We start from the raw sequence: 20,539 nt of genomic DNA, 5'->3' as shown, positions 1-20,539 counted from the left end.
TTCTTCCTCATAAAGGTCTGAAGATTAATCTCAGCGTTATATGCGCACAATGCACATTTAACATTATTTTAACTATTGGCAACAATGAGCGAATTTACAAATTATTTGCTCATTGGTTGGTCTATTTCACTTTTAGATAGTTGGAGAATGGAGAATGGAGAATGGAGAATGGAGAAGAGGGCGGGGGAGCAGACTAAAACAAAAAGCCCCCGCAAAGGCGAGGGCTTAGAGCGTGGTAGCACTAAGCGATTACTTAATGCCAGCGAAATCGCGTAGGATTGCCGCTTTATCAGTCGCTTCCCATGGGAACTCTTCACGACCGAAGTGGCCGTAAGCCGCGGTTTGTTTGTAGATAGGTTGAAGCAGGTTCAACATTTCTTGCAAGCCGTATGGGCGTAGGTCGAAGTGTTGGCGAACGGCTTCGATGATGATGTCGTGTGATACTTTTTCTGTACCGAACGTTTCCACCATGATTGATGTTGGATCCGCAACACCGATAGCGTAAGACAATTGAATTTCACAACGGTCAGCCATGCCAGCAGCGACAATGTTTTTCGCAACGTAACGAGCTGCGTAAGCTGCTGAACGGTCAACTTTTGATGGATCTTTACCTGAGAATGCACCGCCACCGTGACGAGCTGCACCGCCGTAGGTATCAACGATGATCTTACGACCCGTTAGACCACAGTCACCCATTGGGCCACCGATAACAAAACGACCGGTTGGGTTAATAAAGAATTTGGTTTCTTTATTTAGCCATTCTGCTGGCAATACTGGCTTGATGATCTCTTCCATTACTGCTTCACGTAGATCGGGTGTCGTTACAGAATCACAGTGTTGGGTTGAAAGTACTACAGCATCAATACCAACAATTTTGCCTTGATCGTATTGGAAAGTAACTTGAGATTTCGCGTCAGGGCGAAGGAAATCTAGCTTGCCGCTCTTACGCACTTCTGCTTGTTTTTTCACAAGTAGGTGAGAGTAAGTGATTGGCGCTGGCATTAGAATATCAGTTTCGTTGGTTGCATAACCAAACATGATACCTTGGTCACCCGCACCTTGCTCTTTCGGATCAGCTTTATCAACACCTTGGTTGATGTCTGGCGATTGCTTACCGATGGTGTTGAGAACAGCACAAGAGTTCGCATCAAAGCCCATATCTGAGTGTACGTAGCCAATTTCACGGACAGTTTCACGAGTGATCTCTTCGATATCAACCCATGCTGAAGTTGTCACTTCGCCGCCTACCATCACCATGCCGGTTTTTACGTAGGTTTCACACGCAACACGTGCTTTCGGATCTTGTTCTAAGATCGCGTCAAGAACTGCATCAGAAATTTGGTCTGCAATTTTATCTGGATGGCCTTCTGAAACTGACTCAGAGGTAAATAGGTGCTTAGCCATGTGAACTCCATGTTTGTTCGTCGATACAGACAATCGATATCTGTATCAAAAATAGTCTTCAGCTATGTAGGTGTTTCTACATCTAGACGTCTATTTTAAATTTGAATGTTCGAATTACAAGCTCTTTTTTCAACTATCTAAAAACCAAACGTTTGCTTTTTAAATCGACGAATGAAAGAACTTTAGTAAAAGCGCGGTGAAAATCCGAATATTTGTGGCTTTTTTGTCGGGAAAACGTTTGCAGTGCTATAGGTGCTTTGAGAGAATACCGCCCACAATATATCCCTATATCAACTCGCTTACTTGCACTTAGGAGCAGACATGTCTTCTCGTAAACACCTAGCAAATGCAATCCGCGCACTTAGCATGGATGGCGTTCAACAAGCTAACTCGGGCCACCCTGGCGCACCAATGGGTATGGCAGATATCGCTGAAGTACTTTGGCGCTCTCACCTAAACCACAACCCAGCGAACCCTGAGTGGGCAGATCGCGACCGTTTTATTCTATCGAACGGCCACGGTTCTATGCTGATTTACTCTTTGCTACACCTAAGTGGTTACGAGTTATCAATTGACGATCTGAAGAACTTCCGTCAATTGCATTCAAAAACACCTGGTCACCCAGAATATGGTTACGCGCCGGGCATCGAAACAACAACCGGTCCTCTAGGTCAAGGCATTACTAACGCGGTTGGTATGGCGATGGCTGAAAAGTCATTGGCAGCACAGTTCAATAAAGAAGGCCACGACATCGTTGACCACCACACTTATGTTTTCATGGGTGATGGTTGTTTGATGGAAGGTATCTCGCATGAAGCTTGTTCTCTTGCGGGCACATTAGGTCTTGGTAAGCTAATCGCGTTTTGGGATGATAACGGCATCTCTATCGATGGCCACGTAGAAGGTTGGTTCTCTGACGATACGCCTAAACGTTTTGAAGCATACGGCTGGCATGTTATCCCTGCGGTTGACGGTCACGATGCTGACGCCATCAATGCAGCGATTGAAGCGGCAAAAGCAGATCCACGCCCTACTCTTATTTGTACTAAAACCATCATCGGTTTTGGTTCGCCAAATAAATCAGGCTCTCATGACTGCCACGGTGCACCACTAGGCGCGGAAGAAATTGCAGCAGCGCGTGAATTCCTTGGTTGGGAACACCCAGCATTTGAAATTCCAGCAGATGTCTACTCTGAGTGGGATGCAAAAGCGGCTGGCGCAGACAAAGAAGCGGCATGGGATAATAAATTCGCAGCTTACGCAGCGGCTTACCCAGCAGAAGCGGCTGAATTTAAGCGTCGTGTAAACGGTGACTTGCCAGCAGAATGGGAAGCGAAAGCCAACCAAATCATCGCTGATCTACAAGCAAACCCTGCTAACATCGCATCACGTAAAGCATCGCAAAACGCGCTAGAAGCGTTTGGCGCAATGCTACCTGAGTTCATGGGCGGCTCTGCTGACCTAGCGCCTTCAAACCTGACTATGTGGTCGGGTTCTAAATCGCTAACGGCAGATGACTTCTCTGGTAACTACATTCACTACGGTGTACGTGAATTTGGTATGACTGCGATCATGAACGGTATCGCACTGCACGGTGGTTTTGTTCCTTACGGTGCAACATTCCTAATGTTCATGGAATACGCACGTAACGCAATGCGTATGGCTGCTCTGATGAAAGTGCAGAACATCCAAGTTTACACCCACGACTCTATCGGTCTGGGCGAAGATGGCCCAACTCACCAACCGGTTGAGCAAATCGCGTCACTACGCCTAACACCAAACATGAGCACATGGCGTCCATGTGACCAAGTTGAATCTGCGGTAGCATGGAAACTGGCGATTGAACGTAAAGATGGCCCATCAGCGCTTATCTTCTCGCGTCAAAACCTAGCACAACAACCTCGTGATGCAGAGCAAGTGGCGAACATCGCTCGCGGCGGCTACATCCTAAAAGATTGCGCAGGTAAGCCTGAGCTAATCCTTATCGCAACTGGCTCTGAAGTTGAGCTAGCAGTGAAAGCGGCAGAAGAGCTAACGGCGCAAGGTAAAGCGGTACGCATCGTATCAATGCCAGCGACAGACGCTTTTGATAAGCAAGATGCGGCTTACCGTGAGTCAGTATTGCCTTCAGATGTGACAGCGCGTATCGCGATTGAAGCTGGTATTGCTGACTTCTGGTACAAGTACGTTGGTTTTGATGGTCGTATTATCGGTATGACGACGTTCGGTGAGTCAGCACCCGCTGAACAACTGTTTGAAATGTTTGGTTTCACCGTTGAGAACGTAGTGAATACTGCGCAAGAGTTACTGGCTTAATTGCCGCTTGCTAGCTAAATAAAAATAGCTTCTTAAACAGAAAAACCGAGCGATTGAGCTCGGTTTTTTTATATTGGTATTTTTTATCAGTAGCAGAATGATGAGCTATTCGTGCTCGTGGCCTTTATTGTCTAGCTCTTTTAAGCCACAAACTTTGCAGGTAACGTAGCGATCCATGTCGTGATAGTTGCCGCCATTGATAAAGGTGTGGGCAAATAATTTGATTCGTCCTAAAAGGCTAGGGTCTGAATCGTATTTGCTTGGCTTACGTACTAATACTTCGCTGTATGGCGTTTCATTATTGCATGCTTTACAAAAGTGAGTATCGCTTGATGATGGCATATCCAGCTCCTTTGGCTCCAATATGATGACGATGGATTGGTCAATAAACGCACAAACAAGCAGTTGATTCAATGGTTATAAAATGGGTAGCAGAATCATTACATTGTTGTTTAGGCTCGGGTCACTCTTTTACTGCGCTTTACTGGTAGATCGGTTAGTATCTGTGGCACGAAATAGGATGCTGCATTAAAAAACGATAGGCGATGGAATTATGCTGAAAGTTGCGATCAATGGATTTGGACGGATCGGTCGTAATGTGTTGCGAGCTGTATATGAAAGCGGCAAGCACCAACAGATCAAAGTTGTCGCGGTGAATGAGTTAGCCCAGCCTGAAGCGATGGCGCATTTGCTGCAATACGATACCAGCCATGGTCGATTTGCCAAAAAGATCAGCCATGATCAAGAACACCTCTACATACACCACGAAGCGGGTGAGCACGACACGATTCGAATTTTGCATCTTGGTGAAATTGATCTGCTGCCATGGCGCGATCTGGATGTTGATATTGTGCTCGATTGTACGGGGGTTTATGGTTGCCGAGCGGATGGCCTTGCGCATATCGAAGCGGGGGCGAAGAAAGTGCTTTTCTCTCATCCGGGCGCGAATGACCTTGATAACACCATTATCTATGGTGTTAACCATCATACTCTGACCTCTCAGCACACCATTGTCTCTAATGGTTCTTGTACCACCAATTGTATTGTACCAATTATTCAGGTTCTCGATGACGCATTTGGCATTGATTCTGGCACTATTACCACCATTCACTCTTCGATGAACGACCAACAAGTGATCGATGCTTATCATCCCGATTTACGCCGAACACGCGCAGCAAGCCAGTCGATCATTCCGGTTGATACCAAGCTTCACAAAGGAATAGAAAGAATATTCCCGAAATTTTCTAACAAGTTTGAAGCGATTTCCGTGCGCGTGCCGACGGTTAACGTCACAGCAATGGATTTAAGTGTCACAATTAGTACAAATGTGAAAGTTAATGACGTAAATCAAACCATTGTTAATGCATCTCAGTGTACATTACGTCATATTGTTGACTATACTGAAGCGCCGCTCGTATCGGTGGACTTCAATCACGATCCACACAGTGCCATTGTTGATGGCAGCCAGACGCGAGTAAGCGATGGTCATTTAGTCAAAATGCTGGTGTGGTGTGATAATGAATGGGGCTTTGCAAACCGTATGCTAGATACCGCATTAGCGATGCAAGCTGCGCATGAAGCCCAATGATTGCGGATAAATAATTTATTTCTTCCCTTGAAATAAATCGGAGCGAGCTCCATATCCATAATCAGTTAAAGAATTCACAGGCTTGGCAAGGCTGCCGAGTAGTTAAAACTTTATTAATTTAATATTTGAGAGGACAAATCATGTCTGTAATCAAGATGACTGACCTGGATCTTGCAGGTAAACGCGTATTCATCCGTGCTGACCTAAACGTACCAGTAAAAGACGGTAAAGTAACTTCAGATGCACGTATTCTTGCATCGCTACCAACTATCAAACTTTGCCTAGAAGCTGGCGCAAAAGTTATGGTTACTTCTCACCTAGGTCGTCCTACTGAAGGCGAATACGCAGAAGAGTTCTCTCTAGCTCCTGTAGTTAACTACCTAAACGACGCACTAGATTGTGAAGTTAAACTAGCGAAAGACTACCTAAACGGTTTAGAACTAAACGCTGGTGAGCTTGTTGTTCTAGAAAACGTTCGCTTTAACAAAGGCGAGAAGAAAAACGAAGAAGAACTGTCTAAAGCATACGCAGCGCTATGTGATGTATTCGTAATGGATGCATTCGGTACTGCTCACCGTGCACAAGCATCAACTCACGGTGTTGGCATGCACGCAGACATCGCTTGTGCTGGTCCTCTACTTGCCGCTGAACTAGAAGCACTTGGTAAAGCGATGAGCAACCCAGAGCGTCCACTAGTGGCTATCGTTGGTGGTTCTAAAGTATCGACTAAGCTGACTGTTCTTGAGTCTCTATCTAAAATCGCTGACCAACTTGTTGTTGGCGGTGGTATCGCGAACACTTTCATCGCAGCTGAAGGCCACAACGTAGGTAAGTCACTATACGAAGCAGACCTAGTTGAAACCGCTAAAAAGCTAATGAAAGAGTGTGCGATTCCAGTAGCAACTGACGTTGCTTGTGCAAAAGCATTTGATGAAAACGCAGAAGCTGAAATTAAGAACGTTGCTGACGTTCAAGATGACGACATGATCTTCGACCTAGGTCCAGATTCAACTGCAGTTCTAGCTGACATCATTGCGAACGCAAAAACTATCCTTTGGAATGGCCCAGTAGGTGTATTCGAATTCAAGAACTTCGAAGCAGGTACTAAAGGTATTTCTGAAGCAATCGCTAAGTCTGCAGGTTTCTCTGTAGCGGGCGGTGGTGACACGCTAGCAGCAATCGACAAGTTCGGTATCAAAGCAGATGTTTCTTACATCTCTACTGGCGGTGGTGCATTCCTTGAGTTTGTTGAAGGTAAAGTACTTCCAGCAGTTGAAATGCTAGAGTCACGCGCTAAATAATTCAAAGAAAGCGGGAGAGAAATCTTCCGCTTTCTTGTTTGCTGCAAGTCACATTATTCTCTGATAGAATAGCGCGCGTTGTGAGCAAACGATTGCAAAATTTAAATTAATAATTAGTTTTAGTTTTTAAAACGACAGATAAATAGGACTACAACCCATGTCTAAGATCTTCGATTTCGTAAAACCAGGCGTTATTTCTGGCGACGACGTACAAAAAGTATTTGAAGTAGCAAAAGAAAACAAATTTGCTCTTCCAGCAGTTAACGTAGTTAACACTGACTCAATCAACGGTGTTCTAGAAGCTGCAGCGAAAGTTAAAGCTCCTGTTGTTGTTCAGTTCTCTAACGGCGGTGCTGGTTTCTTCGCTGGTAAAGGCGTGAAACTTGAAGGTCAAGGTGCACAAATCCTTGGCGCTGTAGCGGGTGCAAAATACGTACACGCAGTTGCTGAATCTTACGGCGTTCCAGTAATCCTTCACACTGACCATGCTGCTAAGAAATTGCTTCCATGGATCGACGGCCTACTAGACGCAGGTGAAGAGTTCTTCGCTCAAACTGGTAAACCACTATTCTCTTCTCACATGATCGACCTTTCTGAAGAGTCTCTAGAAGAGAACATCGAAATCTCTAGTCAATACCTAGCTCGCATGGCGAAAATGGGCATGACTCTAGAGATCGAACTAGGTTGTACTGGTGGTGAAGAAGACGGCGTTGATAACTCTCACATGGACGCATCAGAGCTTTACACTTCTCCAGAAGACGTTGCTTACGCATACGAGAAACTAAACGCTATCAGCCCACGTTTCACTATCGCAGCATCTTTCGGTAACGTACACGGTGTTTACCAAGCGGGTAACGTTGTACTGACTCCAACTATCCTACGTGACTCTCAAGCATACTGTGCAGAGAAGTTCGGTATCGCACCTAACGCTCTAAACTTCGTATTCCACGGTGGTTCAGGTTCTTCTGAAGCTGAAATCCAAGAGTCTATCGGTTACGGTGTTATCAAAATGAACATCGATACTGATACACAGTGGGCAACTTGGGATGGTATCCGTACTTACTCTGCTGAAAACTTTGATTACCTTCAAGGTCAAATCGGCAACCCAACTGGCGAATCTGCGCCAAACAAGAAGTACTACGATCCACGCGTATGGCTACGTGCAGGTCAAGCGTCAATGGTTACTCGTCTAGAGAAAGCATTCTCTGACCTAAACGCAATCGACGTACTATAATTCTGATTCAGAATTAATGTTTTGAAAAACCCGCTCATTGAGCGGGTTTTTTTATGTCATCAAACTAAGACAGGTTCTATTTTTGATAAAAAAATGTGGCGAAATGTAAAGCTAATGCGTAGGCTTTAACGGGTCTCACTGATGAGTCTTGATAACCCTTTGTTTTGATTATCTTTGCACAATCTTTACTTTGCTAAACTCATAAACTGGGCTATCTTGCCGATAAACTGGCGTTCGTTCAGTAAATGGATAGGGACATTGTCGTTATTTTTATAAGTAGCATGACTAATTAGTCACATATATTTGAGAGGAAATTAATATGGCAGGTGAGTCTATGGATGTTCAAACTCCATTGGTTGACAGTCTGGCGAAAGCTGAAACTTGGCTAAACAGCAATTCGGATCTTTTGATTCAGTACGGTGTAAACATCATTTCAGCGGTACTGATTCTATTTATTGGTAACATCGTAGCGAAAATGGTCGCGAACAGTGTTGCTAAGATGCTTGATAAGAAAAAAATGGATAAGGCGGTTGTTGAATTTATCCATGGCATCGTGCGTTACACATTGTTTGTGATTGTTCTGATTGCTGCACTAAGCCGTATTGGCGTGCAAACTGCTTCAGTGGTTGCTGTCATCGGTGCGGCCGGCTTAGCGATTGGTCTTGCTCTGCAAGGGTCACTTTCTAACTTTGCAGCTGGCGTATTGATTGTTGGTTTCCGTCCATTCAAATCAGGCGATTATGTTGAAGTTGGTGGTGTTGCAGGTAGTGTTGAAGCCATTCAAATTTTCCAAACTGTACTAAAAACACCAGACAACAAAATGGTTGTTGTACCAAACTCAGGTGTGATTGGTTCGCCAATTACCAACTACTCTCGTCATGATACACGCCGTGTTGATTTAACGATTGGTGTTTCTTACAGCTCAGATCTTAAACTGACTAAGAAAGTGATCCAAGAAGCGCTAGAAAAAGACGAGCGTATTCTGAAAGATCACGACATCACCATTGGTGTTGTGGCGCTGGCAGATTCTTCAGTAAACTTTGTTGTCCGCCCTTGGTGTAAGACTGCGGATTACTGGGATGTTTACTTTGATTCAAACCAAGCAATCAAAGAGGCGTTAGATGCGAACGGCATCGAGATTCCATTTCCGCAAATGGATGTACACCTCAACAAAGTGGAAGCGTAATTACTCTTTGTAATGCGAATTTCAAAAAAAGCGAAGCCTTGGCTTCGCTTTTTTTTCATCTATGTTTAATTACTAAACATAAGCTAATTACCAGTATTGAATGATCAGTTGCTTGGCCAGAAGTGAGGCGATAAAGAACATCATGGCGGCAACCATTATATCGATGCCTTTTTTCACTTTCGGTTTTGATAACGTAGGACCTAACTTGGCCGCACCGAGTGATAGTGAATAGAACCACACAAAAGAAGCCATGATGGTACCAATCGCGAATGAAATGCGATCTTGCCCTTCAAATTGCCCGCCGATAGAGCCCAAAATGACAACCGTATCTAAATAGAGGTGTGGGTTTAATACCGTGACAGCTAACGCACCCAGAATCACGGTACGGCGACCGCGCGCTAAGACGTGGCCTGCGTGCTCTTGCTTTGCCGGATCTCGGAAAGCACTTTTTAATGATAAACAGCCATAAACAGTCAGAAAGGCAATACCACCAAGTGTTACTGAAGTGAGTAACCACTCACTTTTGGAAATGAGCGCGCCACCACCAAAGATACCGAGGGAGATAAATAACGCATCAAGCAGGCTACAAGTAATCGCCGTGGTTAGGTGATGTTGGCGCTTGATACCCTGATTGAGAACATAAGCATTCTGCGCACCGATCGGAATGATCATCGTTGCTCCTAGTCCAAATCCTTGCAGTAATACCCATAAATTCACAATCTTCTCTCCGGTTATTTGTCATTAATGCGAGCAAGATAAGCGGTGTACAGAAATAAGTATATTTAATGATTTTAATTCAACATAAGTAATGCTTATGATGCGTCTAAAGTAGAATTTGAGATGGAATCAGGAGGCAGGAACATGCGCGGATTGGACTATAAATGGGTCGAAGCACTTGAGGCAATTGTGCAGCTAGGCAGTTTTGAACGAGCGGCTGAATCGCTTTATGTTTCACAATCGGCCATCTCCCAACGTATTAAGCAGTTAGAAAAGTTCCTTGCCCAACCCGCTTTGATCCGTGAATTGCCGCCGCGCCCGACACCGATCGGTAAAAAGCTGCTTGGGCTCTATGGCCGAGTGCGCTTGCTGGAAAGTGAGTTTATCCCCGAGCTAATGAATGAGGCGACGAGCAAGCCTCTGGAGGTCTCACTTGCTACTAACGCTGATAGCCTTGCAACTTGGTTGCTACCGAGTCTCACCAGCATTCTCAAGCAAAAGCGGATTGCGTTGAATTTAATTGTCGACGATGAAGGCCGAACCCTAGACAAATTGCGCAGTGGAGAAGTGGCGGGGGCGATTAGCTTAGAGTCACAATCAATTGCTGGTTGTGATGCCGATTACCTTGGTCGGGTGGATTATTTGTGTGTGGCTAGTCCTGAGTTTTATCAGCAATATTTTGCTCAAGGGGTGAATCGAGAGTCATTGCAAAATGCGCCAACCGTTGCCTTTGACCATCACGATGATATGAATGATCGTTTTATCCACCAGCACTTTAACTTACCTAAGGGCAGTGTGCTTAAACATACCGTGCGCAGCTCTGAAGCCTTCGTGAAGCTAGCGTTAAGTGGTGTTGCCTACTGTTTGATTCCCAAGCTGCAGATCGAGGATGAACTAGCCTGCGGGAGTCTGATTAACATTACCCCTGATTTTATTCTTTCCCACCGAATTTACTGGCACCACTGGCAGCTAGAAACGGGGGTTCTAAAACTATTGTCACAGGCGATTATTGAACATGCTCATGAAATATTACCAAGCTAAATCAGTACAATCGTAGGTTAAATTATTGTCAGTTTGTCCTTTCATGACTGGCGAACAGACAGATTTAACTTATGATGTATTGATCAACGATATTCATAAGGTGATAGGCATGAAAAAGGTAGCGTTAGTAATGGCGGCCTTAGCGGCTAGCGTAAGTTTTGCTGTGTCGGCAAACGGATTGGATTTTCCTCATCTTTCAACCACAGGTTATGGCGAAGTCGTCGCTAAGCCGGATATGGCTGAGTTTTCGGTAAAAGTGGTGGAAACCACTATGACGGCAGAACAGGCTAAGCAGAGTGTTGATAAAGCGGTCGCCACATTTTTAACCGCACTAAAAGCAAAAGGTGTTGCGGCAGATAGCATCACCAGCACCAATCTATACCTGGCCCCTCAATATACTTACCCTAAAAATGGTCAACCAGAGTTAGTAGGTTATCGCGCGAGCCGAACGATTACGGTCACGGTTGATCAACTTGAGAACCTCAATAGCTATTTAGATATTGCGTTGAGCTCAGGTATCAACCAAGTAAACAACATCAGTCTTAAAGTAAAAGATGAAGCGAAATATCTACAACAAGCTCGTTTAGCGGCAATTAAAGATGCGCAAAGTAAAGCCGGTTCTTTAGCGGCAGGCTTTGATCGCGAACTCGGTTCGGTGTGGCAAATTAATTACAACGCGCGTAATCCTCAGCCAGTGCTGATGCGAGCAATGAGCATGGATATGAAAGCCGAATCAAATGGTTACCAAGATTCCACCTTGGTTATTCGCGACCAAGTGGATGTGGTTTATCGTTTAGAGAAGTGATATTTGATCATATTCAAATGAAGAGAGTTGGCGTGATGCCAGCTCTTTTTTTTTGCTCGAAGGAGTCATGAAGCATTTCAAACGACAAAAAATGAGCGAAAAAAAAGAGGGCCGGAGCCCTCTTTCGAATCTTGTTACTGTCAGCGTCTAATTATAGAACGTGTACAGAAGCCGTGTTAGTTGTGCCTGAAGCGACTAGTGCGCCAGAAACCATTACTACGATGTCGCCTTTCTTACCTAGGCCAGATTGTAGAGCGATTTCTTTACCGTTTACGTAGAACTCATCAGTGCTGCTGATTGAATCAACAACAACAGGGCGAACACCTTTAGTAAGAACTAGCTGAGCAGCAGTCTTAGTGTTAGTTGTAAGCGCAAGGATGTTTGCAGTTGGGAAGTATTTACGTACTGAACGAGCAGATTTACCGCCTTCAGTCGCAACAACGATTAGAGGAGCTGCTAGTTTCTCAGCTGTGTCTACTGCGCCTTTACATACTGCTTCAGTGATACGTAGACGTGGGCTGTCTAGACGAGAACCTAGTTCTGCTTTAAGAGCACCATCAGTACGGTTCGCGATTTGAGCCATGATAGTTACTGCTTCAACAGGGTACTTACCTTTAGCCGTTTCGCCTGAAAGCATTACTGCGTCAGTACCGTCCATGATTGCGTTCGCAACGTCACCCGCTTCTGCACGAGTTGGACGTGGGTTGTTGATCATAGAATCAAGCATTTGAGTTGCAGTGATAACAACTTTACGTGCACGGTTACATTTCTCGATCATCATCTTCTGAGCGAAGATTACTTCTTCAGCTGGGATTTCAACACCTAGGTCGCCACGAGCAACCATGATGCCGTCAGAAAGCTCAAGAATTTCGTCGAAGTTATCAACGCCTTCTTGGTTTTCGATTTTAGAGATGATGTGGATGTTCTCGCCGCCGTTAGCGGTTAGAACTTCACGGATTTCTTGAACGTCAGATGCTTTACGGATGAAAGAAGCTGCAACGAAATCAACGCCTTGCTCACAACCAAATTTAAGGTCGTTCTTATCTTTTTCAGATAGAGCTGGAAGTTGAACTGAAACGCCAGGAAGGTTAACACCTTTGTTTTCGCCTAGTGCGCCGTTGTTAAGAACTTTACACTTAACTTCAGTTTCAGTAGTAGAGATAACTTCCATTTCGATTAGACCGTCGTCTACTAGGATTGTGTTACCAGCAGATAGGTCAGTTGCGAAACCAAGGTAAGTTACCGCTACGATATCTTTGTTACCAACAACAGTTGCGTCAGTAGTGAAAGTGAATTCTTGACCCGCTACTAGATCAACGTCGTTGCCGCCTTCTAGTTTGATAGTGCGGATTTCTGGACCTTTAGTGTCTAGAAGGATAGATAGTTGCTTGCCAGTTACTTCCATTACTTTACGGAAGTTCACGATACGAGCTTCATGCTCCGCGAAGTTACCGTGAGAGAAGTTAAGACGCATTACATTCATGCCTGCGTTTACAAGTTCAGTTAGCTTCTCTACAGATTCAGTTTTAGGGCCAATCGTACATACGATTTTGGTCTTTTTCATGGAAGATACTCTCCGGTAAATAAGATAGTTACAATTTAATTTCGGTTATTGCATGAATGTTGATGGTTACAATCGAACATTCGGCTTGTCTGAAGTAGTCGCTGATTTAGATGCATTTTGTGCCTGCAAGCTATCAGTGTAGTACGCTTTGTGTCCACTTCAGTTCTGAAAGTCTTTCGTTACTTTTAGTCATTTTATGACCGTTTTTTCGCCGTTTTTTGGCTATTTTTTGTGACTAAGGCCACTTTAGCTGCTTAACATTGCAAAAAAATAACGTTCTTTTCTGTAATTTATTTTCTTTTCGGGTGCGAATTCTACCACCGAATGACTTCAATATCACTGCTTAAGAGTTGTCTTAGGACAAGGTTTTATCGCTAAATAATAATTTTTTGGATCGAAATAAATGGACGAATAAGTTTCGACTTGACTATAATAACTTTCAAATCGAAACTTAATCATGAAAATAAAATGTCGAAACGAAACACACAACTCAGAAGACATGCCATTTCTAACCTGGTAAATGAAAAAGGCGAAGTGAGTGTTGAAGAACTATCGCAAAAGTTTGAAACCTCAGAAGTCACCATTAGAAAGGACTTAGCCTCGTTAGAAAAAAATGGTCAATTATTGCGCCGTTATGGTGGGGCGATAGCGCTGCCATCGGAAGTGATGAGTGATGAAATTGGCGAAAAAGTTTCGATTCGTAAGATGGAGTTGGCGATCTCAGCGGCAAAACTCATTCGCGACCATAATCGCATTGTGATCGACAGCGGCAGCACAACCACCGCGTTGATCCAGCAGTTGAATGATAAACGTGGATTAGTGGTAATGACCAATTCACTCAACGTTGCTAATGCTCTGAATGAGTTGGAAAGTGAGCCGCATTTATTGATGACTGGTGGAACATGGGATGCTCATTCAGAATCATTTCAAGGTCAAGTCGCTGAAACGGTATTGCGATCGTACGATTTTGATCAGTTATTCATTGGTGCGGATGGCGTTGATCTTGAGCGTGGCACAACCACCTTTAATGAATTGGTTGGCTTAAGCAAGGTGATGGCAGAAGTCTCGCGAGAAGTGATTGTGATGGTTGAATCGGAAAAGATCGGCCGCAAGATCCCCAATTTAGAACTGAGCTGGGATGTGATAGACATCTTGGTAACTAATAAAGATCTGTCCTCAGACGACAAACAGCTAATTGAATCACGCGGTATAAAAGTGATTTTAGCGTAACACCCTTCAGGGCCTTTGCTTGCTGCCCTCTGGAATTAATTGGAGTTAATTATGTGTGGAATCGTAGGTGCAGTGGCACAGCGCGATGTGGCTGAAATTCTTGTCGAAGGACTTCGACGTTTGGAATATCGTGGCTATGACTCAGCGGGAATTGCTGTCGTCGATGCTGATGCACATCTCACTCGTATTCGTCGTTTAGGTAAAGTGCAAGAGTTGGCTGATGCAGTGGATGCCGCTCAAGTGATTGGTGGTACTGGGATTGCGCATACGCGTTGGGCGACGCATGGTGAACCATCAGAAGTGAATGCGCACCCACATCAGTCGGGTGATATAACCGTGGTACACAATGGCATCATCGAAAACCACGAAGAATTGCGCAGTTTGTTACGCGAGCGTGGTTATGTGTTTGAGTCGCAGACCGATACTGAAGTGATTGCCCACTTGGTTGAATGGGAACGTCGCAGCACCCCATCACTGATTGAAGCGCTGCAAAATACCGCCAAGCAACTACAAGGTGCTTACGGTACTGTGGTGATGGATCGTAAAGATCCGAGCCGTGTTGTGGTCGCCCGTTCCGGTAGTCCAATTGTGATTGGCTTCGGGGTAGGAGAGAACTTCTTAGCGTCTGATCAGTTGGCTTTACTCAACGTGACGCGTCGCTTTATGTACTTAGAAGAGGGCGATGTCGCAGAGATTACTCGCCGCGAAGTGACGGTGTTTGATAGCTCTGGTGAGCGTGTTGAACGCGAAATTGCTGAATCAAAAGCAGAGCACGATGCTGGTGACAAAGGTCAGTATCGCCACTTCATGCAAAAAGAAGTCTATGAGCAGCCAACCGCGTTAATTAATACCATGGAAGGGCGCGTGACTGCGGATTCAGTCGTAACCGATGCGATTGGTGTGAATGCCAAAGAGATTCTTAGCAAAGTAGAGCACGTCCAAATTGTCGCTTGTGGTACGTCTTACAATGCTGGCATGGTAGCACGTTATTGGTTTGAAGATATTGCCGGTGTCAGCTGTGATGTCGAGATCGCCTCGGAATTTCGTTACCGCAAGTTCGTTACCCGTCCTAATAGTTTGTTGATCACCTTGTCTCAATCTGGTGAAACGGCTGATACGCTAGCGGCGCTGCGCTTGGCTAAAGAAAAAGGCTACATGGCGGCAATGACGATTTGTAATGTGGCGGGTTCATCGTTAGTGCGTGAATCGGATTTTGCTTTTATGACTCGCGCAGGCGTTGAGATTGGCGTTGCATCAACCAAAGCATTTACCACTCAACTTGCCGCATTACTGATGTTGGTAACGGCATTGGCCAAACAACAAGGTCGTATTGATAAAGCGCGCGAGAAAGAGATTGTAGAAGCGTTGCACGCGCTACCAAATCAGATCAACCAAGCTTTGTCTTTTGAAAAAGAGATTGAAGCATTAGCCGAAGATTTTGCTGACAAACACCATACGCTGTTTTTAGGCCGTGGTGAGTTCTACCCAATTGCGGTGGAAGCGTCACTGAAATTAAAAGAGATCTCCTATATTCATGCGGAAGCTTACGCTGCCGGTGAGCTTAAACATGGCCCACTGGCGCTGATTGATGCTGATATGCCGGTTGTTGTGGTCGCGCCAAGTAATGAGCTGCTTGAAAAGCTGAAATCGAATATCGAAGAAGTGCGTGCGCGTGGTGGCTTGCTGTACGTATTTGCAGATCAAGAGGCGGGCTTTGAAGCGGATGATACGATGAAGATCATCACCATGCCGCATGTTAGCGAGATTACGGCGCCAATTTATTACACCATTCCGATGCAGTTGCTTTCTTACTATGTCGCTTTGATCAAAGGCACTGATGTTGATCAACCGCGTAACCTGGCTAAAGCGGTGACCGTAGAGTAAGTCTATTCTACAAAAAGGCAGTATCGAGCATGAGCGTGCGCGGTATTGCCTTTTATTTTATGGCTCGTTAATCAAAGTTAATCTCAATTATTAACCCGCCTTTATTCGTTTGCTTTTAGGCGTATATATCCTGTCGTTGTTTCTTTCACCTCTGCCATTCTACGGGTGATTTGATGCCCCAAATTATCGGCTTCACATTCCAGCCATAAGTCGCAATATTAAATCAGTCCGTATAATACCGCCTTCACGACGGTGGCGGTTTTATTGGACGTATTGAGCTTTTTGGTCGCGTTATTAATGTGAAAGGTCACGGTACTTTCGGCAAGGCCAAGAATAATACCAATTTCCTGGACGGTTTTACCGTCGGCACTCCATTTCAATATTTCCGTTTCTCTTGGTGTTAATTCGCTCACTTGAGTGAGCAGTTTTGGCACCGTCATAAATTTTTGGAATCCCTGATCGGCCACACTAGTCAGCCATAGCAAATAAGGTGTTTTGCTCATCATTTCAGCATGGCTAATCACTTCCATTCCCCGCGAAAACGAGAGCAGAGACGCACTGCCTTCCGGTAAATGTGTTGGTTTTGACCAACCGCGATAGACACCATGAGCGCGAGCTTGCTGCCAAAATTCGAGTTTATCATCGGTGAGACTTTGCCAATTGATATAGTGTGAACTCCGTAGCCCCATACGGACAATAGGATCTTGCAGCGCCAATCCTTGCTCTTGATAAATACTGTTCCACTGTTTGGAGTAAGAGCTAACCATCTCAATTTTTGGGGAGGTAATAGGGTGCTTGACCCTAATGCCATAGGCAAAGTTATCGAAGCCAAGTGCTTGGGCTGATTTGCTAAGAGTAACGGTGAGATCTTCTTGTGACTGGCAGGAAGTCAGTTGCTGAATATAGTCTTCAATCAATGCGATATTGTAATTTATGACCATTTTTCGATTTACTATCCTTATAAATAGCTTCATTTTTGAGCTGTTGATTAAGAATGGTGCTGATGAAGATCAAAGATAACCTATGGGTTTATTTTTATTCAGTAGTAAAGTGGCTCCATGTTTTATCGAATTCTAAACGCTATCCTGCACTAATTGTGGTTGAATATTAAGAGGAACTTTCATCTTGATTCTAAAAGTTTTGGATAACTCACTCTCTCGAGTGGAGGGCAATATATTTCGCCTTGAATGCTCAGCTTTTGAGCGTTCAAGTTTAACGTTACTCGATGCTGGGCTCTATGATGATCCGACCAGTTTGCAAAGTGGCAGTGTCGCGCCATTAAATGGTTATGCTGAGTGGGTGAGTGACACAAAACCGGCCATTTCTGTTGGCTTTGATTGGTCTTTTCGTGGTGGCCAATTGAGCTTTGAGGGCGAACCTTTTGCTAACTTCATTCTGCAAACGTCGTATGGCGATGATCTATCGAATGAGGCGAACTTTGCTCAGATTAAAGCATCACTAGAGAGTTTGAATTGGCAAAAGACGGTGTTGGGTTATTTGGCTCAAGCCTATCAATAGTCGTCAAGCTAGTACTTTTGAGAGCTAGTTTTTATTGTATATCCCACTACCTTATCCCTATAGGAAATTAGACTCTGAGGTAGTATGCATTACATTACTGGCACGGCTCTTGAACTCAATGAGGCGACTAAGCTAGCTCTCTATAACTATCGATATGAGGTCTTCATAGACAACCTTAAATGGGATGTTATTGAGGGTTATGGCTCTGATATCGAACGGCTGGAAAAAGATCAATTTGATACTGATGAAACACTTTATGTGATCGCACGAGAACAAGAATCAGTGGTTGGTTGTGCGCGGCTATTACCGACTTCGCAACCCTACCTTTTGAAAGATGTTTTCCCTGAGTTATTGAATGGTATGCAAGCACCTGAGTGTGATGATGTTTGGGAGCTGTCACGCTTTACCAGTTTTGACTGTGAGAACAAATGGCAGCAAACCAGCACTCAGTTCTCGGCTGAATCTACGGTTATTCTGCTGCGCAAAACCTTAGAAGTGGCGAAATCGCATGGTGCCAGAGCGTTAGTGAGTGTTTCACCGATCGCGGTGGAAAGATTGTTGCGCCGCGAAAATTTCTCCTCACGCCGACTTGGTCCACCGATTCGTGTCGGTGGCCAGTTGTTGATCGCCTGCTGGATTGATGTTTGATCTCTTAGTCAGCGACTCGTTTGCTTGTGCTGAGAATGATGCAGATAAAGGGGAAACTTTTTGAGTGCGATAAAAGAGATAACCACACTCACCAGTGAACATAATACTAACACTGTTGACTTGGCTAGGTTGATAGAGGGTGAGTGGTATTACGTTATCGACAATTGTGGATGCTCGTCGGTTGGTCAATGGCAATCATCACATGATCGTTTATCTTCAACGCAAGGTGATGGTATTAATGTCGCTAGCGCGAAAGAGATCATTAAAGTGGCTGAGTTGCGATTTAAGAACAGTCGAGAGTTTCCCCTCCTTAATCACCCTTTTGTTCAGCGCCGTTATGGCTTCAAAATATTAATGGAAGTCCCGCAGCTGGGTTTTACGTTAATCAACGTAGAGCAAGCGATGGATGTCCATGAGTCCTTTCCCTTCAATTATACCGTCATGCCTTAACGTCAAAAGCATTTGAGAACCCGCATGATGCTGATTTCTTTTCGTTTATCGAGAGCTAAGACTTTGAGAAGCTAATAGAAGATCTATTCATACAGATCTTTAGGTATCGCCATTAAACGCTATAGTCGCTGTGATTACCGTTAATTATTACGTATTAGTAATAATGATTTGCACTTTACATGGATTATCATAAATACGTAAACATCTATACTGACCTCAACAACGAAGCGGCGAGATAAACAACTCTCAACTAAGCTTACTTCGAATTGATTCAAATCTTATGACGGCCTTACTTATTGTTGGCCTAACCAAGGAAAATCTAATGACGCTTGAAATCAAACCGGGTCAAACTCACATCAAATCAAAAGCTATGGTTGCATGGGCTGCAGGCGAACCACTTAAAATGGAAGAGGTTGATGTACAGCTTCCTAAAGCAGGTGAAGTACTAGTGCGCATCGTTGCAACGGGTGTTTGTCACACTGACGCGTTCACGCTATCAGGCGATGATCCAGAAGGTATCTTCCCATCTATTTTAGGCCACGAAGGTGGTGGTATTGTTGAAATGATCGGCGAAGGCGTGACGAGCGTTGAAGTGGGCGATCATGTGATTCCGCTGTACACCGCCGAGTGTGGTGAATGTAAATACTGTAAGTCAGGTAAAACCAACCTTTGCCAAGCGGTTCGCGAGACTCAAGGTAAAGGCCTAATGCCTGATGGAACAAGCCGTTTTTCAGTGAATGGTGAAACCATCTTCCACTACATGGGTTGTTCTACTTTCTCTGAGTACACAGTGTTACCAGAAATTTCACTCGCTAAAGTTGCGAAAGATGCACCATTAGAAGAAGTTTGTTTACTTGGCTGTGGTGTGACTACCGGTATGGGTGCTGTGCTTAACACGGCGAAAGTACAACAAGGTGACACCGTTGCGGTATTTGGTTTGGGTGGTATCGGTCTTTCTGCAATCATTGGTGCGCGTATGTCTGGTGCGAAAACCATCATTGGTGTTGATATCAACGAAAGCAAATTCGAGCTAGCAAAACAGCTTGGCGCGACTGACTGCATCAACCCAATGAAGTTCGACAAACCAATTCAAGATGTGATTGTTGAAATGACTGATGGTGGTGTGGATTACTCATTTGAGTGTATAGGTAACGTCAACGTGATGCGTCAAGCACTTGAGTGCTGCCACAAAGGTTGGGGCGAATCTGTCATCATCGGTGTTGCTGGTGCAGGTCAAGAGATCTCAACTCGTCCATTTCAATTAGTGACGGGTCGTGTATGGCGTGGTTCTGCGTTTGGTGGTGTAAAAGGCCGCTCTGAGCTTCCAGAAATCGTAAACCGTTACATGGCTGGTGAATTTGGTCTACAAGAATTCATTACGCACACCATGGGTCTACAAGACGTCAACGAAGCTTTTGAATTGATGCACAAAGGCGAGTCGATCCGTACTGTCCTACATATGGATAAGTAATTTATATCAAATAGTAATAGCGGTTGAGTCTTAATAAAACGTTCACTGCTGCTATGACAAAGGCCGAGATTTTACTGTTTCTCTCGGCCTTTTTCTTTCTGTTCGCATTTCCATTTTATTTTCATAGGTGAGTAGAATGTTCTTACGTGAGTGAGTCAGTTCTCTCTGCCATCCCCAATTTA

Annotated in this window: 18 protein-coding genes; 13 read left to right on the top strand and 5 right to left on the bottom strand. The window is 44.5% G+C overall.

The window, feature by feature from the left end; genetic code table 11:
* Positions 1-249 precede the first annotated feature (249 nt).
* Entirely contained in the window at positions 250-1,404 is a 1,155-nt protein-coding gene (gene metK, locus RJD38_RS04690) for a methionine adenosyltransferase (RefSeq protein ID WP_005593492.1), read from the bottom strand.
* A gap of 321 nt (positions 1,405-1,725) precedes the next feature.
* Between metK and tkt the strand changes: the two genes are divergently transcribed.
* Positions 1,726-3,720, top strand: a complete 1,995-nt coding sequence (gene tkt / locus RJD38_RS04685) for a transketolase (RefSeq protein ID WP_065430993.1) — start codon at positions 1,726-1,728, stop codon at positions 3,718-3,720.
* A gap of 105 nt (positions 3,721-3,825) precedes the next feature.
* Here tkt and RJD38_RS04680 read toward each other — a convergent pair whose 3' ends face one another.
* A complete protein-coding gene (locus tag RJD38_RS04680) occupies positions 3,826-4,062 on the bottom strand; it encodes a hypothetical protein (RefSeq protein WP_005593327.1) in 237 nt (78 codons plus the stop codon).
* Positions 4,063-4,273: 211 nt separating this feature from the next.
* Between RJD38_RS04680 and epd the strand changes: the two genes are divergently transcribed.
* The 4 genes from epd (at position 4,274) to mscS (ending at position 9,029) form a co-directional block, all read left to right on the top strand.
* Complete coding sequence (epd, locus tag RJD38_RS04675) at positions 4,274-5,308, top strand: erythrose-4-phosphate dehydrogenase (RefSeq protein WP_005593326.1); 1,035 nt, start codon at positions 4,274-4,276, stop codon at positions 5,306-5,308.
* A gap of 140 nt (positions 5,309-5,448) precedes the next feature.
* Positions 5,449-6,609 (top strand): phosphoglycerate kinase, encoded by a 1,161-nt coding sequence (locus tag RJD38_RS04670; RefSeq protein ID WP_005593325.1) that lies wholly within the window; start codon positions 5,449-5,451, stop codon positions 6,607-6,609.
* Positions 6,610-6,766: 157 nt separating this feature from the next.
* Positions 6,767-7,843, top strand: a complete 1,077-nt coding sequence (fbaA, locus tag RJD38_RS04665; RefSeq protein WP_065544986.1) for a class II fructose-bisphosphate aldolase — start codon at positions 6,767-6,769, stop codon at positions 7,841-7,843.
* 319 nt (positions 7,844-8,162) lie between these two features.
* Positions 8,163-9,029, top strand: coding sequence for a small-conductance mechanosensitive channel MscS (gene mscS, locus RJD38_RS04660; protein WP_005597206.1), 867 nt, complete (start codon positions 8,163-8,165; stop codon positions 9,027-9,029).
* 87 nt (positions 9,030-9,116) lie between these two features.
* Here mscS and RJD38_RS04655 read toward each other — a convergent pair whose 3' ends face one another.
* On the bottom strand, positions 9,117-9,746 hold the full coding sequence (locus RJD38_RS04655; protein WP_005596857.1) for a LysE/ArgO family amino acid transporter: 630 nt from the start codon (positions 9,744-9,746) through the stop codon (positions 9,117-9,119).
* Positions 9,747-9,890: 144 nt separating this feature from the next.
* On the opposite strand from RJD38_RS04655, the gene RJD38_RS04650 reads away from it, so the two are divergent.
* Complete coding sequence (locus tag RJD38_RS04650; protein WP_005596855.1) at positions 9,891-10,787, top strand: LysR family transcriptional regulator ArgP; 897 nt, start codon at positions 9,891-9,893, stop codon at positions 10,785-10,787.
* A 109-nt stretch (positions 10,788-10,896) separates the two neighbouring features.
* Positions 10,897-11,592 (top strand): oxidative stress defense protein, encoded by a 696-nt coding sequence (locus RJD38_RS04645; RefSeq protein WP_005596853.1) that lies wholly within the window; start codon positions 10,897-10,899, stop codon positions 11,590-11,592.
* Between the two features lie 151 nt (positions 11,593-11,743).
* Here the strand turns inward: RJD38_RS04645 and pykF are convergent, their stop codons facing one another.
* Complete coding sequence (gene pykF / locus RJD38_RS04640) at positions 11,744-13,156, bottom strand: pyruvate kinase PykF (protein WP_005596851.1); 1,413 nt, start codon at positions 13,154-13,156, stop codon at positions 11,744-11,746.
* Between the two features lie 468 nt (positions 13,157-13,624).
* Here pykF and RJD38_RS04635 point away from each other — a divergent pair, with 468 nt between their 5' ends.
* Positions 13,625-14,386: a DeoR/GlpR family DNA-binding transcription regulator gene (locus RJD38_RS04635; protein ID WP_009386054.1), complete on the top strand. Its 762-nt coding sequence runs from the start codon at positions 13,625-13,627 to the stop codon at positions 14,384-14,386.
* Between the two features lie 51 nt (positions 14,387-14,437).
* On the top strand, positions 14,438-16,270 hold the full coding sequence (gene glmS, locus RJD38_RS04630) for a glutamine--fructose-6-phosphate transaminase (isomerizing) (RefSeq protein ID WP_065544987.1): 1,833 nt from the start codon (positions 14,438-14,440) through the stop codon (positions 16,268-16,270).
* Positions 16,271-16,488: 218 nt separating this feature from the next.
* Here glmS and RJD38_RS04625 read toward each other — a convergent pair whose 3' ends face one another.
* Complete coding sequence (locus tag RJD38_RS04625) at positions 16,489-17,211, bottom strand: autoinducer binding domain-containing protein (RefSeq protein WP_065430988.1); 723 nt, start codon at positions 17,209-17,211, stop codon at positions 16,489-16,491.
* 184 nt (positions 17,212-17,395) lie between these two features.
* Here RJD38_RS04625 and RJD38_RS04620 point away from each other — a divergent pair, with 184 nt between their 5' ends.
* From RJD38_RS04620 to RJD38_RS04605, 4 genes are all read left to right on the top strand, one after another.
* Positions 17,396-17,788 (top strand): DUF4902 domain-containing protein, encoded by a 393-nt coding sequence (locus RJD38_RS04620; protein ID WP_065544988.1) that lies wholly within the window; start codon positions 17,396-17,398, stop codon positions 17,786-17,788.
* Positions 17,789-17,872: 84 nt separating this feature from the next.
* A complete protein-coding gene (locus RJD38_RS04615; protein ID WP_005598054.1) occupies positions 17,873-18,436 on the top strand; it encodes an acyl-homoserine-lactone synthase in 564 nt (187 codons plus the stop codon).
* Positions 18,437-18,496: 60 nt separating this feature from the next.
* A complete protein-coding gene (locus RJD38_RS04610) occupies positions 18,497-18,886 on the top strand; it encodes a hypothetical protein (protein ID WP_065544989.1) in 390 nt (129 codons plus the stop codon).
* Between the two features lie 322 nt (positions 18,887-19,208).
* Positions 19,209-20,357, top strand: coding sequence for an S-(hydroxymethyl)glutathione dehydrogenase/class III alcohol dehydrogenase (locus RJD38_RS04605; protein ID WP_005598059.1), 1,149 nt, complete (start codon positions 19,209-19,211; stop codon positions 20,355-20,357).
* The last annotated feature ends 182 nt before the right edge of the window (positions 20,358-20,539 follow it).

Origin of the sequence: Vibrio scophthalmi, from assembly GCF_040869025.1 — a bacterium.
GTDB lineage: Bacteria > Pseudomonadota > Gammaproteobacteria > Enterobacterales > Vibrionaceae > Vibrio > Vibrio scophthalmi.
This window is presented reverse-complemented; position numbering and strand designations above follow the sequence as displayed.